At 69.5% G+C, this 14,105-nt stretch carries 12 protein-coding genes; 10 read left to right on the top strand and 2 right to left on the bottom strand.

The annotated features are described in order from the left end of the window. Positions 1-3: 3 nt before the first annotated feature. The 10 genes from purN (at position 4) to ACPW96_RS07435 (ending at position 12,313) form a co-directional block, all read left to right on the top strand. Entirely contained in the window at positions 4-600 is a 597-nt protein-coding gene (purN, locus tag ACPW96_RS07480) for a phosphoribosylglycinamide formyltransferase (RefSeq protein ID WP_425816813.1), read from the top strand. A gap of 60 nt (positions 601-660) precedes the next feature. Then, positions 661-2,268: a bifunctional phosphoribosylaminoimidazolecarboxamide formyltransferase/IMP cyclohydrolase gene (purH, locus tag ACPW96_RS07475; protein WP_425882541.1), complete on the top strand. Its 1,608-nt coding sequence runs from the start codon at positions 661-663 to the stop codon at positions 2,266-2,268. A gap of 218 nt (positions 2,269-2,486) precedes the next feature. Then, a complete protein-coding gene (locus ACPW96_RS07470) occupies positions 2,487-3,533 on the top strand; it encodes a LacI family DNA-binding transcriptional regulator (RefSeq protein WP_425816817.1) in 1,047 nt (348 codons plus the stop codon). A 12-nt stretch (positions 3,534-3,545) separates the two neighbouring features. Then, positions 3,546-4,832, top strand: coding sequence for an extracellular solute-binding protein (locus ACPW96_RS07465; RefSeq protein WP_425882540.1), 1,287 nt, complete (start codon positions 3,546-3,548; stop codon positions 4,830-4,832). Position 4,833: 1 nt separating this feature from the next. Beyond that, positions 4,834-5,817, top strand: coding sequence for a carbohydrate ABC transporter permease (locus ACPW96_RS07460; protein WP_425882539.1), 984 nt, complete (start codon positions 4,834-4,836; stop codon positions 5,815-5,817). Further along, on the top strand, positions 5,814-6,653 hold the full coding sequence (locus ACPW96_RS07455) for a carbohydrate ABC transporter permease (protein ID WP_425816823.1): 840 nt from the start codon (positions 5,814-5,816) through the stop codon (positions 6,651-6,653). The genes ACPW96_RS07460 and ACPW96_RS07455 overlap by 4 nt, the downstream gene beginning before the upstream one ends. After that, positions 6,653-7,726, top strand: coding sequence for a glycoside hydrolase family 130 protein (locus tag ACPW96_RS07450; protein WP_425882538.1), 1,074 nt, complete (start codon positions 6,653-6,655; stop codon positions 7,724-7,726). Before ACPW96_RS07455 ends, ACPW96_RS07450 begins: the two co-directional genes overlap by 1 nt. Before the next feature lie 122 nt (positions 7,727-7,848). Next, positions 7,849-9,906 (top strand): hypothetical protein, encoded by a 2,058-nt coding sequence (locus ACPW96_RS07445; protein WP_425882537.1) that lies wholly within the window; start codon positions 7,849-7,851, stop codon positions 9,904-9,906. 383 nt (positions 9,907-10,289) lie between these two features. Next, the gene (locus ACPW96_RS07440; protein ID WP_425882536.1) at positions 10,290-11,816 is read left to right on the top strand and encodes a DNA-3-methyladenine glycosylase 2 family protein; all 1,527 of its coding nucleotides are present in this window, start codon (positions 10,290-10,292) and stop codon (positions 11,814-11,816) included. Continuing rightward, positions 11,813-12,313, top strand: coding sequence for a methylated-DNA--[protein]-cysteine S-methyltransferase (locus ACPW96_RS07435; RefSeq protein ID WP_425882535.1), 501 nt, complete (start codon positions 11,813-11,815; stop codon positions 12,311-12,313). Before ACPW96_RS07440 ends, ACPW96_RS07435 begins: the two co-directional genes overlap by 4 nt. Before the next feature lie 24 nt (positions 12,314-12,337). On the opposite strand, the gene ACPW96_RS07430 is transcribed toward ACPW96_RS07435, so the two are convergent. Both ACPW96_RS07430 and ACPW96_RS07425 read right to left on the bottom strand, forming a co-directional pair. Then, entirely contained in the window at positions 12,338-13,000 is a 663-nt protein-coding gene (locus ACPW96_RS07430; RefSeq protein WP_425882534.1) for an HAD family hydrolase, read from the bottom strand. A 146-nt stretch (positions 13,001-13,146) separates the two neighbouring features. Further along, positions 13,147-14,031 carry an LLM class flavin-dependent oxidoreductase gene (locus tag ACPW96_RS07425; RefSeq protein ID WP_425882533.1) on the bottom strand — a complete coding sequence of 295 codons (885 nt, stop codon included), beginning with the start codon at positions 14,029-14,031 and terminating at the stop codon, positions 13,147-13,149. Positions 14,032-14,105 lie beyond the last annotated feature (74 nt).

Genomic DNA, 14,105 nt, shown 5'->3' with positions numbered 1-14,105 from the left:
GGCGTGCTCACGGTCGCCGTTCTCATCTCGGGCACGGGCTCCAATCTTCGGGCCCTCCTCGAGGCGGCGGCGGCTCCGGAGTTCCCCGCGCGCATCATCGTCGTCGGCGCCGACCGCGAGGCCGAAGGCCTCGCGCACGCCGAGGCCTTCGGCATCCCGTCCTTCCTCGTCCCGTGGCGGCAGTACACATCGCGCGATGAGTGGGGAGCCGAGCTCGGCGACCAGCTCGCCATCTGGAACCCCGACCTCATCGTGCTGAGCGGACTGATGCGGCTGCTGCCGGCATCCCTCGTCGCCCGCTTCGCTCCCCGCATCATCAACACCCACCCCGCGTACCTGCCCGAATTCCCCGGCGCGCACGGGGTGCGCGACGCCCTCGCCGCTTCCGTCACACAGACCGGTGCGAGCGTCATCGTCGTCGACGACGGCGTCGATTCCGGACCCGTGCTGGCCCAGGAGCGCATCCCGGTGCTGGCGGGCGATGACGAGCACACCCTGCACGAGCGCATCAAGCCGGTCGAGCGCCGGCTGCTGATCGAGGTGGTCCGTCGCGTCGCGACGGGCGAACTCGACCTCACTGCGGTCGCGCAGCGCCCCTGAGCCGCCGGCGCTCAGCCGCCGACATCCCCTTCCACCGATCACGACACCCGAGGAGCCCCGATGGTCGCCGCGAGCCACAACCCTTCCGAGTACCGCGACCGGGACCAGGTGCCTGTCCGGCGCGCCCTCGTCTCGGTGAGCGACAAGACGAACCTGCTTCGGCTCGCCGAAGCGCTCGCGGATGCCGGGGTCGAGATCGTCTCCACGGGTTCGACGGCAGCCCGCATCCGGGAAGCGGGCTTCCCGGTGACGGATGTGTCGACGATCACGGGCTTCCCGGAGTCGCTCGACGGCCGCGTGAAGACCCTGCACCCCAGCGTGCACGCCGGCCTGCTCGCCGATCTGCGACTCGAGGACCATGAGCGTCAGCTCGCCGAGCTCGACATCGCACCGTTCGAGCTGGTGGTCGTGAACCTCTACCCGTTCGTCGAGACCGTGGCGTCGGGAGCGGAGGGCGACGACGTGGTCGAGCAGATCGACATCGGCGGTCCGGCGATGGTGCGCGCATCCGCGAAGAACTACGCCAACGTTGCCATCATCGTCTCGCCCGAGACCTACCCCGCCGTGATCGAGTCGGTAGCCGCTGGCGGCACGACGCTCAGCCAGCGCCGCGAGTTCGCCGCCCGCGCCTTCGCACACACGGCGGCCTACGACGCCGCCGTCGCCGCCTGGTTCTCGGGCGAGGCCCTCGACGGTGAGGGGAACCTGCCGGCATCCCTCACCATCAAGGCCGAGCGCCTCGCGACGCTGCGCTATGGCGAGAACGCGCATCAGCGCGCCGCGATCTATACGCGACAGGGCGGCCACGGCATCGCGCAGGCGACGCAGCTGCAGGGCAAGGACATGAGCTACAACAACTACGTCGATGCGGATGCCGCGTTGCGCGCAGCGTTCGACATGGTGCTGCCTGCGGTCGCCATCATCAAGCACGCCAACCCGTGCGGCATCGCGGTGACGGCGCCGAACGCCCTCGACCCGATCGCGAGCGCGCATCTGCGCGCCCATGAGTGCGATCCCGTGTCGGCCTACGGCGGCGTCATCGCGGCGAACGGCACGGTCACGCTCAAGATGGCCGAGAATCTCAAGGACATCTTCACCGAGGTCATCGTGGCTCCCGACTTCGAGGACGCGGCGCTCGAGGTGTTCCGCACCAAGAAGAATCTGCGGCTGCTCAAGCTCCCCGCCGACTGGCAGCAGGAGCCCAAGGACGTGCGCCTCGTCTCGGGTGGCCTCCTGCTGCAGGACGCCGACCGGTTCCCGCAGGACATCGAGTCCGTCGCCACGAACTGGAAGCTCGTCTCGGGGGACGCCGTCGAGGGCGAGGCGCTGACGAACCTCATCTTCTCGTGGAAGGCCTGCCGCGCCGTCAAGTCGAACGCCATCGTGCTGGCGAAGGGCTCGGCCACCGTGGGAATCGGCATGGGACAGGTGAACCGTGTGGATTCCTGCCGCCTCGCGGTGGAACGCGCGGGCGATCGCGCGCGCGGGTCGGTGGCGGCATCCGATGCCTTCTTCCCCTTCGCCGACGGAGTCCAGGTGCTCCTCGACGGGGGGGTGACGGCCATCGTGCAGCCGGGCGGATCCGTGCGCGACGACGAGGTGATCGCTGCGGCCCGCGACGCGGGGGTGACCATGTACTTCACGGGCGAGCGCCACTTCTTCCACTGATTCCCCGCGCGCCGCACCACGTCTGCCGAGCGGACGCAATCTGCCGGTAACCCGGCCGGGTTGAGGCCATTTGCGTCCTCTCGGCAGACGTGTGCGCGGCACGTTGGGGCCTTGTGCCGAGGTATAAACCGGTTTAGTGTGCGACTAAACCGGTTTATCATCGGGAACAGCCGCCTGGCACAGACGCCAGGACGGCATCCGGTACGAGGACGTGTGGCATGGCGAAGCACTCGCGAACGACCATCGCCGATGTCGCGCGCCGCGCCGGCGTGAGCAAGGGAAGCGTCTCGTTCGCGCTGAACGACCGCCCGGGGGTCGCCCCCGAGACGCGCGCGCGCATCCTCGCGGCCGCCAAGGACCTCGGCTGGACGCCGAGCCTGCGGGCGCGGTCGCTCAGCGTCGGCAAGTCCTTCGCGTGCGGGCTCGTGATCGGACGCAGCCCCGACGTCATCGCCGCAGACCCCTTCTTCCACTCGCTCATCGCGGGCATCGAGGACGAATTCTCCACGGCGGGGCAGGTTCTCGTGCTCGCCGTGTCGAACCCCGGGCGTCACGAGTCCGTCACCTACCGGGGGCTCGCCGAGGACAAGCGCGTCGACGGCGTCATCCTCACCGACCTCCGAGCGGGCGATGATCGCATCGCGCTCGTGCGCGAGCTCGGGCTCGCGGCGGTGACCCTCGGGGTCGCGGATGTCGAGAGCCCCTACTCCTCGGTCTCGGTGGACGACAGCGCGGGGGTCCGCCTCGCCGTTGCCCACCTCGCCGACCTCGGTCATCGCCGGGTCGCGCACGTCGCAGGCCCCGACGCGATGCTGCACTCCAGTCGGCGCAAGCACGCCTTCGAACGAGCGGCGGCGGATGCCGGCATCCGAGCGCAGGTCGTGACGACGGACTTCAGCGCACGAGAGGGCGCGCTGGCGACCGAGGCGCTCCTGTCGGGAGAGCTGCGCCCGACCGCCATCGTGTACTCCAACGACCACATGGCCGTCGCCGGCCTGGGCGTCGCCGGAAGGCTCGGACTGAGCGTGCCGGACGACCTTTCCATCGTCGGCTTCGACGACACCGAACTGGGCTGCTACGTCCACCCCGCACTCACCAGCGTCGCAACGGATGCCCGCGAGTGGGGCGCCGTCGCAGCCCGCACACTGCTCGCCGCCGTCGGGGGCGACCCGCCGATGGACATCCAGCTCGCCGAACCCAGCCTCTCGGTGCGCGGGTCCACCGGCACCGCCCCGACCGAACTCCGCGGCATCCGCCGCACCTGAAAGGAACACATCATGAAGAGAAGAATCCTCGTGGCGGGAGCCGCCGTCGGCATGCTCGCCCTCAGCGCCTGCGGCAGCGGTGGCGGTGGCGACGGCGCGGCCGACACGGAAGGCACCGGCGACATCACGATCTGGTACTCGAACAACGAGGCCGAGATCGCGTGGGGTGAGCAGATGGTGGATGCCTGGAACGCCGACCACCCGGACGAGCAGATCAAGGCCCAGGAGATCCCGGCCGGCGCCTCCAGCGAGGAGTCCATCACCGCCGCCATCACCGCGGGCAACGCACCATGCCTGATCTTCAACACCTCGCCCGCGGCCGTGCCCGGATTCCAGAAGCAGGGCGGCCTGGTCAACCTCTCCGACTTCGAGGACGGCGACGACTACATCATGGAGCGCACCGGCGAGATCGCCGACCAGTATCGCTCCGAGGACGGGGACTTCTACCAGCTGCCGTGGAAGTCGAACCCCGTCATGATCTTCTACAACAAGGACATGTTCACCCAGGCGGGCCTCGACCCCGAGAACCCGCCGCTGGCGACGTACGACGAGTTCCTCGCGACAGCCCGCACGCTCGTCGAGGCCGACGTGGCGGACTACGCCATCAATCCGTCGCCGACGAGCGAGTTCTTCCAGCCGTGGTTCGACTTCTACCCGCTGTACGCCGCCCAGACAGGCGGCACGCTGCTCGTCGAGGATGGCAAGGCGACCTTCGACAACGAGGACGGGGCCGCCGTCGCGAACTTCTGGCGCACGCTCTACGACGAGCAGCTCTCTGGCAGGGAGCAGTACCAGGGCGACTCCTTCGCGGACGGCATCTCCGCCATGTCGATCGTCGGACCGTGGGCCATCGCCGTCTACGGCGACTCCGTGAACTGGGGAGCCGTACCGGTGCCGACCGAGTCCGGCACTGCCCCCGAGGAGACCCACACCTTCAGCGACGCCAAGAACATCGGGCTCTACACCGCGTGCGAGAACAAGGGCACCGCGTGGGAGGTGCTGAAGTTCGCGACCAGCGAGGAGCAGGACGGCATCTGGCTGGAGGAGACCGGGCAGATGCCGCTTCGGCAGAACCTGACCGAGACCTACCCGGACTACTTCGAGGCCAACCCCGCGTACCAGGTGTTCGGCGACCAGGCGTCGCGCACGGTCGAGGTGCCGAACGTGACCAACTCGATCGAGATCTGGCAGACGTTCCGTGACGGTTACTCCAGGGCCGTCATCTTCGGCGAGGACGAGGTGGACACGTTCCTGACCGACACCGCAGCCGAGATCGACGAGCTCGCGGCGGGGAACTGAGATGACCACCACCAGGCCCGACGCGGCCGGCCGAACGGGGCAAGGCCCCGGCCGGCCGGGCCGCGGGGCTGAATCGGCGGCCGCTCCCGCCTCGCGCCGGCGACGAGGACGCCTCCTAGGTGAGAACCCCCTCGGTGCTCTTCTGTCGGCGCCCTACGTCATCTTCGTCGCGGTTATCTTCGCCTACCCGATCGTCTTCGCGGTATGGATTTCGTTCCACGACTACTTCTTCGCGGCGCCCGGGGCACAGGTCGAGCGACCGTTCGTCGGCTTGGAGAACTACGTCACGGTGCTGCAGGATCCGGCGGTCTGGCAGTCCTTCCGCAACGTCGGCGTCTTCCTCATCATCAACGTTCCGCTCACGGTGATCCTGTCGCTGCTGCTCGCATCGGCGCTCAACAAGGTGGTGCACGCTCGTGCGTTCTTCCGGGTCAGTTACTACGTCCCGTTCGTGACCGCATCGGTCGCTGTCGTCGCGGTGTGGCTGTTCCTGTTCTCGAGCGGCGGCCTGGTCAACAACATCCTGGGCCCGCTTGCACCGCAGCCGTCGTGGCTGGTGAACTCCGTGCTCGCAATGCCGACGATCGCGCTCTTCGTCACGTGGAAGGGCCTCGGTTTCTACATTCTGCTCTACCTCTCGGCGTTGCAGAACGTGCAGAACGAGCTCTACGAGTCGGTCTCGATGGACGGCGGTGGCAAGCTCCGTCAGTTCTTCGCCGTGACGGTGCCCGGTGTTCGGCCCGCGACCTTCCTCGTGGTGCTGCTGGCCACCATCACGGGCGCGAACCTATTCACCGAGCCCTACCTGCTGACCGGCGGCGGCGGTCCCAACGGGGCGTCCACGTCGCCTGTGCTGCTGATGTACCAGAAGGGCATAGAACAGGGGAATCCCGGCATCGCCTCGGCGATCGGGGTCATCCTGATCATCCTGGTGCTGATCATCGCGGCCATCCAGCGCCGCCTCGTCGGGGGTGGGCAATCATGAAGCGTTTCCTCGGCGGGAAGGTAGCCCAGTACGTGGTGCTCAGCCTCGGCGCTCTCGTCTTCCTGTTCCCCTTCTACTACATGGTGATCGGCTCCTTCCAGGCGGTGCTCGATCCGACAGTCGCCGGCGCCTTCCCGAACCCCGCCAATTTGAGCGTCGAGAACTACGTCGCGATCAACGAGCGCATCAACCTGCTGCAGGGGCTGGTGAACTCCGGCATCTTCACGGGCGGAGTCCTGATCGGCACCGTCGTCTTCGGAGTGCTCGCCGGCTACGCGCTCGCCGTTCTGCACTGGAGGGGCCGGGGTACGGTCTTCGCTCTGGCGCTGCTGGTACAGGTTGTGCCGTTCCAGCTGATGATGATTCCGCTCTACGTGATGATCGCGCGCGACTTCGGCCTCGCAGACAGTTACCTCGGAATGATCGTTCCGTTCTTCATCAGCTCGACGGCGGTCGTGATCTTCCGGCAGTACTTTCTGCAGCTGCCGAGGGAGCTCTTCGACGCGGCGCGCATCGACGGCGCCGGCGACCTCCGGCTGCTGTGGAATGTCGCGCTGCCGCTGGTGCGGCCGGCTCTCTTGACGGTGGTGCTGCTGAGCTTCATCGGTCCGTGGAACGAGTTCCTCTGGCCGTTCCTGATCACGAAGGAGCAATCGATGCAGCCGCTGGCGGTATCGCTGGCGAACTTCATCTCGAACGTCGCGGCCTCCACCTCGAACCCGTTCGGCGCCATGATGGCCGGAGCGGTGGTGCTCGCCGTCCCGGCGATCGTGCTGTTCCTGTTCTCGCAGAAGTACTTCCTCTCGAACGATCTGGGTTCGGGGGTAAAGGGCTGATGACGGCGCAGACGGTTGCGATCCCGTACACGCTGACGCGGATCGGCGTGGTGATGTCACCGGCCGCCGGCGACCCTCTCGAGGCGGAAGGGGTGCTCAACCCCGGATCCGGGCGGGGGCCCGACGGTGAGCTGTACCTGCTGCCCCGCATGGTCGCCGAGGGCAACGTATCCCGCATCGGCCTCGCCCGCGTGCTCGTGGAAAACGGCGTGCCGGTCGGGGTGGAGCGCCAGGGCGTGGTGCTCGCGCCCGACCGAGGGTGGGAGCGAGGCGTCGGCAACGCGGGTGTGGAGGACCCCCGTATCACCTGGATCGAGCGGCTGGGCCTCCACGTGATGACGTACGTCGCGTACGGCCCGCTCGGCCCGAGGACCGCGATCGCAGTGTCCACTGACCTGCGCGAGTGGCGTCGGCTCGGGCCCGTGCTGTTCCGCTACGACGACGCGCTCGATATGGACCTCAACCTGTTCCACAATAAAGACACCGTCTTCTTCCCTGAGCCTGTGACAGCCCCCGACGGCACGGAATCCCTCGCGGTGCTGCATCGGCCGATGTGGAACCTCGATGAGACCAAGCTCGGCCAGGGCGTGCGGGTCCCCGCCGGGACGGTCGATGAGCGGCAGTCCATCTGGATCAGCTATGTGCCGCTCGCCGATGTGCTCGACGACATCTCGGAGCTGACGCTGTGGGGTCAGCACCGCTTCCTCGCGGGGCCGGCGTATCCATTCGAGCAGCTCAAGATCGGCGGAGGTCCCGCGCCCCTTCGGGTGCCGGAGGGGTGGCTCGTGCTCCATCACGGTGTCACGGGTGAGATCATCAACGCATTCGAGCACCAGCCGAACGTCAACTACGCGGCAGGCGCGCTCCTGCTCGATGCCGACGACCCGAGCCGCGTGATCGCCCGCACGGCAGAGCCGCTGCTCGCGCCCGAAACGGCGGAGGAGCGCGGCGGCATCGTGCCGAACGTCGTATTCCCGACCGCGATCGAGCGCATCGACGACACCCTGTTCGTCTTCTATGGGATGGCCGATTCCCAGATCGGCGTTGCGCGACTCGACCGCGTCGGCGGCTGAGGCAACCGGGGGGCACCATTCCGGAACCACACCCAGCGGCATCCACCCTGAACATCTCTCGTCACACACAACCTCGCCGACGACCGATCCATGCACCACCGATTCGTACGCGAAGGACCACCATGTACACGCACACACGACGAGGCGCGCGTCTCGTCGCCCTGACGACGGCGCTGACGCTGTCGGTCGGGACGGCGATCGCGATGCCTCTCGCGGCGTCGGCCGCACCGCCAGCGACGCACGCCTCATCCGCCGCAGATCTTGCAGCGCCCCTCACCAACCTCTCCCACCTCGACTTCCTGCTCGACGAGGCGACGCCGCCCGCCGACGTGGAGGGACACACGACCTACCGCCTCGCGGAAGAGCCGACTCTCGTTCTGCCTTGGACCTACGCCGACGCCCGGGACGGCGGCACCTTCGAGCGCGTCGGCGGCGGGCCCTTCGTTCCGGAAACGGGCTACTGGGTTCAAGGTGCGTACAACGCCGACGACGTCGCCCGTGCGGCGGTGGTCTACCTCAGGCACTGGCGTCTGACCGGATCGGAGTCCAGCCGCACGTCGGCCTACGAGCTGCTCCGCTCGCTGACCTACCTGCAGACGGCCGAGGGGCCGAACGCCGGCAACGTCGTGCTCTGGATGCAGCCCGATGGGACACTCAACCCCTCGCCGGAGATCGTAGAGCTTCCCGACCCATCCGATTCCGGCCCCAGCTACTGGCTCGCACGCACGATCTGGGCGCTCGGCGAGGGCTATGCGGCCTTCCAGGAGGACGATCCCTACTTCGCCGGGTTCCTCGAGGAGCGTTTGGCGCTCTCCGTCGACGCCCTCAACCGCCAGGTGCTCGTCAAGTACGGGCAGTGGGCGGAGTCGGACGGCAAGAAGGTGCCGACGTGGCTGATCGTGAACGGCGCGGATGCCTCGGCCGAGGCCGTGCTGGGGCTCGCCGCTCGCGTCAAGGCGCAGCCGGCGGACACAACCGCGGCGACGGCGCTTCGGCAGCTGGCCGAGGGGATCGCGGCGATGTCGGACGGCAACGCCCGGCAGTGGCCGTACGGCGCCATCCTGCCGTGGGCCGAGTCCCGGTCGATCTGGCACGCGTGGGGCTCCCAGATGCCGGCGGCGCTCGCCGAGGCATCCATGGCCCTCGCTGACCCGTCGCTCGCCGCCGCTGCCGTCAAGGACTCGGCGGTGTTCACGCCCACGCTCCTGACAGCGGGCGGACCGGACAACGGATGGAACCCGACCCCGACCGATCAGGTGCAGATCGCCTACGGCGTGGACTCGCGCGTGCAGTCCCTGCTCTCGGTCGCCGACGCGACGGGATCCCGCGGATTCGCCGACCTGGCCGCGATGCAGGCGGCGTGGTTCTTCGGTGCCAATCGGGCCGACGTGCAGATGTACGACCCTGCGACGGGTGTGGGCTACGACGGTCTCGAGCCGAACGGCAACGTGAACCGGAACAGCGGTGCGGAGAGCACGATCCACGCGCTCCTCACGATGATCGCGCTCGATGCCCGCCCCGAGCTTGCAGCCCGGGCGGCATCCGTCACGAGCGTCGACGAGATCGCGGGTCTGCGGTCGGTGCAGGCGGAATCCGCCGTCGCCACCGACGGCACGATCTTCACGCCGGAGGAGTCCTGGACAGGGGAGTCGAGCTGGGCGGGCGACGCGCTCACCCTCGGGCGCGGACAGTCCGCGACCTTCGACATCGGCACGGATGACATCCGGCGCTGGGTCGAGCCCGTCGTGTGGTCGGAAGAGGGCGAAGCGGGCGTCTCGACATGGCGCGCGGGTCGGCTGCCGACGGGCGTGCTGGTGGACAGGGGACCCGCGCAGGGCATCTCGCCGACGCCCGGTGTGCTGCTGCCGCGCTCGCTGCAGCTGCCCGTGCTCGGTGACCGCTCGCGGCTGACCGTCGACGTTCTCCGGGGCGAGCTGACCCTCGACGCGCTTCTGGTGCGGCCCGTGCTCTCGCGGCTCGAACTGAGCGGCGACGGCGGGGTCTCGCACCTCGTGCATTCGATCGCGAAGGTTCCGCAGCCCGCGATCGTCGGCGCATCCGGTGTGGCGACGACGGCGTACGTCTACGACTCCACCGGTGCGCTGGTGCACGAGCAGAGCGGCACGGGAACGTACTCGGTGACGCTGCCCCCGTCGGGCTTCGTGATCGTGCTTGGCTGACCGGGTCTCGCGCGCCCCGGCCCCGCGAGGGGACGCAACCTGCGCCTTGGGGACTCGAGTTCCCGCGGGTTGCGTCCTTTCGGGCTGGTCTGACCTCGCAAACCTCCCCCGGCGAGGGGTCGCAATCTGCGGCTAGGGGACTCGAGTGCCCGCAGGTTGCGTCCTTTCGGGCCGCCCTCACCCCGCGACGCTGTCCGCGCGAGGGGACGCAACCTGCGCCTTGGGGACTCGAGTTCCCGCGGGTTGCGTCCTTTCGGGCTGGTCTGACCTCGCGACCCTGGTCCCCTCCGGGAGGTGGGGAGCGGGTGACGAGGCGGATGCCGCGGCACCGCGGTGTCCGTTTTCCGCTAGAGGATGCCTGGAGGGCGTGTCAGGCTGGGGTCATGAGCCTCCCCGCCACCCGCCCGTCCATGACGTTCGATGAGCGCTACCGCGTCATCGAATCGCGCGACGTGCGCTTCGACGGGCAATTCGTCACGGCGGTCCGCACGACCGGCATCTACTGCCGCCCGAGCTGTCCGGCCAGAACCCCGAAGCCCGCGAACGTGTCGTTCTTCGCGACTTCGGCGGCCGCGCACGAGGCCGGGTACCGCGCGTGCAAACGCTGCCTCCCCGAGGCCGCGCCCGGATCACCGCACTGGAACCTTCGGGGCGACGTCACCGCGAGGGCCATGCGCCTGATCGCCGACGGTGTGATCGAGCGAGAGGGGGTCCCGGGTCTCGCGGCCCGCCTCGGCTATTCGCCCCGGCACCTCACCCGCCTGCTCACCGCCGAACTCGGCGCGGGGCCGCTCGCCCTCAGCCGGGCGCACCGCGCGCACACGGCACGCATGCTGCTGGTCGGCACTGACCTGCCGGCCGCCGATGTCGCGTTCTCCGCCGGGTTCTCCAGCATCCGGCAGTTCAACGACACGGTCAGCGAAGTGTTCGGGATGCCGCCGCTGCAGCTGCGCGCCCGCCGCCGCGGCATCCACCCCGCTTCGAGCGCGCCGGGAACGATCGAACTCGCCCTTCCCTATCGGGGACCGCTGGATGCCGCCGGGCTCTTCGCCTGGATGTCTGCTCGCGCCCTCCCCGGCATGGAGGCGGGCGACGCGCGATCGTTCGCGCGCACACTGCGGCTGCCCGGCGGGGCCGCGTCGCTGCGGCTGACTCTCGACGACTCCGGGCGTGTCCGCCTGCAGGCGCGCCTCGCCACCCTCAGCGACCTGCCGATGGCCGTGGCGCGGGCGCGGCGCCTCTTCGATCTGGATGCCGATCCGCTCGCCGTGGACGGCGCGCTGGCCCGCCACGGCGAACTCGCCCCCCTCGTCGAGGCGGTTCCGGGCATCCGCGTTCCGGGCGCCGCCGATCCGCACGAGATGCTCATCCGGGCGATGATCGGCCAGCAGATCTCCGTGGCGGCGGCGCGCACGCACTTGACGCAGCTCGTCGACGCCCTCGGCGAGCGGCTGTCCGTGCCGGACGGCGGCGGCGCCGGCGCTGCGGGTGCTTCCCCGGCGCTCGACCGCCTGTTCCCCACCATGGCCGCCATCGCCGAGCAGGGGCCGGAGGTGCTGCGCGGCCCGGCCGCGCGGGTCCGTGCCATCACCGGCGTCGCGGACGCCCTCGCCACCGGGCGCCTGTCGCTGGGAACCGGAGACGACTGGGCCGAGCAGCGCGCGGCGCTCCTCGCCATGCCGGGAATCGGGCCCTGGACGGCCGACTATGTGCGCATGCGCGTGACCGGCGATCCGGATGTCTTCCTGCCGGGCGACATCGCGGTGCGCACCGGAGCAGCCCGCGTCGGGCTGCCGGCGGATGCCGCATCCCTGACCGCGTGGTCCACCCGCGTCGCGCCCTGGCGCAGCTACCTCACCGCGCACCTGTGGCGCGCACTCGCATCCATCCCCTCCAAGGAGCTCTCATGACCACCGGCCTGATCCAGACGATCGACACCCCTGACGGCGCCTTCACGATCGTCGCGGACTCGGACGGGCGCGTACTCGCCTCCGGGTGGACCGATGACCGCGACCGCGCACTTGCCCGCATCCACGGCTCGCTGCGGCCCCAGTCGCTGGCGCCCGCGTCGCTGACCGCCGCCGACGCTGCCGCGTCGTACTACGCCGGCGATGTCACCGGCATCGACGAGGTGACGGTGCGGCAGGTCGGCACCGAGATGCAGCTCACCGGCTGGCAGGCGCTGCGGCGCATCGATCCGGGGGAGCCGCTGAGCTACACCGCCTTCGCAGCCGCCCTGGGTTCCCCACGGGCGGTGCGGGCCGCGGCATCCATCTGTGCGCGCAACGCGCCCGCGCTGTTCGTTCCCTGCCACCGGGTGCTGCGCGGCGACGGCTCGCTCGGCGGTTTCGCGTGGGGCGTCGAGGTCAAGCGGTCGCTCCTGGACCGCGAGGCGAGGGTCGCGTAGGGACGCGGCGCCCCCGCCGGCCGGCTAGGCGGAAGGTCGCGCCAGGGGCCCGCCGTCCAGGCCCTCCAGCAGCTCGCGCAGCGAGTCGAAGACGCTGATCGCGCCGGCGTCGGTCAGCTCCTCCGGCGAGAAGCCACCGGTGCGGACGGCGATCGTCGGAACGTCGAGCTTCTTCGCGGCGATCACGTCCCACGTGGAGTCTCCGATCATCACGCCGGAGGCGCCGGCGACTTTCTGGAGCGCCGTCTGCACCAGATCCGGTTCTGGTTTGCTGGCTTCGACGTCGTCCGACGTGGTCCACGCGTCGGCGACCTCTCCGCCCCCGATGAGGTCGAGGAAGTGCTCGACGTGCTGCTTCTTCCCCGAACTCGCCAGCACCAGGTGGAAGCCGCGGCGCTTCACTTCGACGAGCAAATCCCGCGCGCCGTCGAAGGGCCGGACCTCGTCGATCATCGCATCGAACTCCTCTTCCCACGCGTCGCGCAGCTCCTCTCCGTGCCGCTCCTCGGCGTCCTGTCCGGCGATCTCCGGCACGAGCTGATCGCCCCCCATGCCGATGGCCCGATGGATCCGCCAGATCGGGGGCGTCATGTCGAAGCGCCGGAATGCTCGGTACCACGCCAGGGCGTGCTGGTAGTTGGTGTCGACGAGCGTGCCGTCGACGTCGAAGATCGCGGTGTCGGCCATGGGGTCGTTCTCCGTCCTCGGCTGAGTTGAATCGACGAGCTGTCGACGAGAGCGTCGCAGGCCGGCCGGCTCGGCGCACGTGGGTGGCGGCGGAGGGCGCCCATGCGGTAAGGGGCGGCTGCGCGTGCGGACTTTCGGCGGGTTCCCTATGCCGAGCGAGCGAGCATCGCCCCCACCTTTTCGAGGACCGACTCGTCTCCGGCGTAGATCCCCTCCTGGCGTGGCCAGTGGGCGACCACATCCGTGAAGCCCAGCGACGCGGCCCGGCCGACGGCATCCTCGTACGCGTCGAAGCTCGAGAGCGAGTAGTCGGACTCGATGTCGAGCGAGACGACCCTGGCGATGTCGTCGGCACGCCCGGATGCCGCGTACTCGTCGTCGAAGCGCCGTGCGAGCACGGCGAGCTCCGACCACCACTGCGCACGGTCGTCCTCGCTGCCGCCGGTCGTCACCCACCCGTCCCCCTTGTGCGCGGCGTACCGGATGGTCTTCGGCCCGTTTCCGGCGATCAGAAGCGGAACGCGGGGCCGGTGGGTGGGCGCGCCCACCATGCGCGCGTGCTCGGCGGTGTACCAGTCCCCGTCGAAAGAGATGCCGCCGGATCCGGGCTCCTCGAACCGAAGGAGGACATCCAAGGCATCGACGAACTCGACGAAACGCGCATGGCGCTCTCGAGGCGTCAGCTCCGGCTGGCCGAGGACATGAGCGTCGAACCCGGTGCCCCCTGACCTGACCCCCACGAGCAGGCGGCCGCTCGCGATGTCGTCCAGGGTCGCCAGTTCCTTGGCGAAGGGAACCGGATGACGGAAGTTGGGACTCGCGACGAACAGGCCGAGGCCGATGCGCTCCGTCACCGTCGCCGCCGCCGTGAGCGACGGAATCGTGGCATGCCACCGCTGGTCGGCGAGGCTCCGCCACGACAGGTGGTCGTATGACCACGCGTGGTCGAACCCGTACTCCTCCGCCTTGCGCCAGCGCCGCGCCGCCGCCGGCCAGTCCTCTTGGGGCAGGATGACGATTCCGTGTCTCACACCCACACGCTACGCCGACCGCCGGCCGTCACCTTCATGAACCATCCCGAGAACGCGACCGGGCGAAATGTTCG

The organism is Micromonospora sp. DT81.3 (assembly GCF_049847225.1).
In the GTDB taxonomy this organism is placed as follows: domain Bacteria; phylum Actinomycetota; class Actinomycetes; order Actinomycetales; family Microbacteriaceae; genus Microbacterium.
Note: the sequence above shows the minus strand (reverse complement) of the source record. Positions and strands in the feature narration are given on the sequence as shown.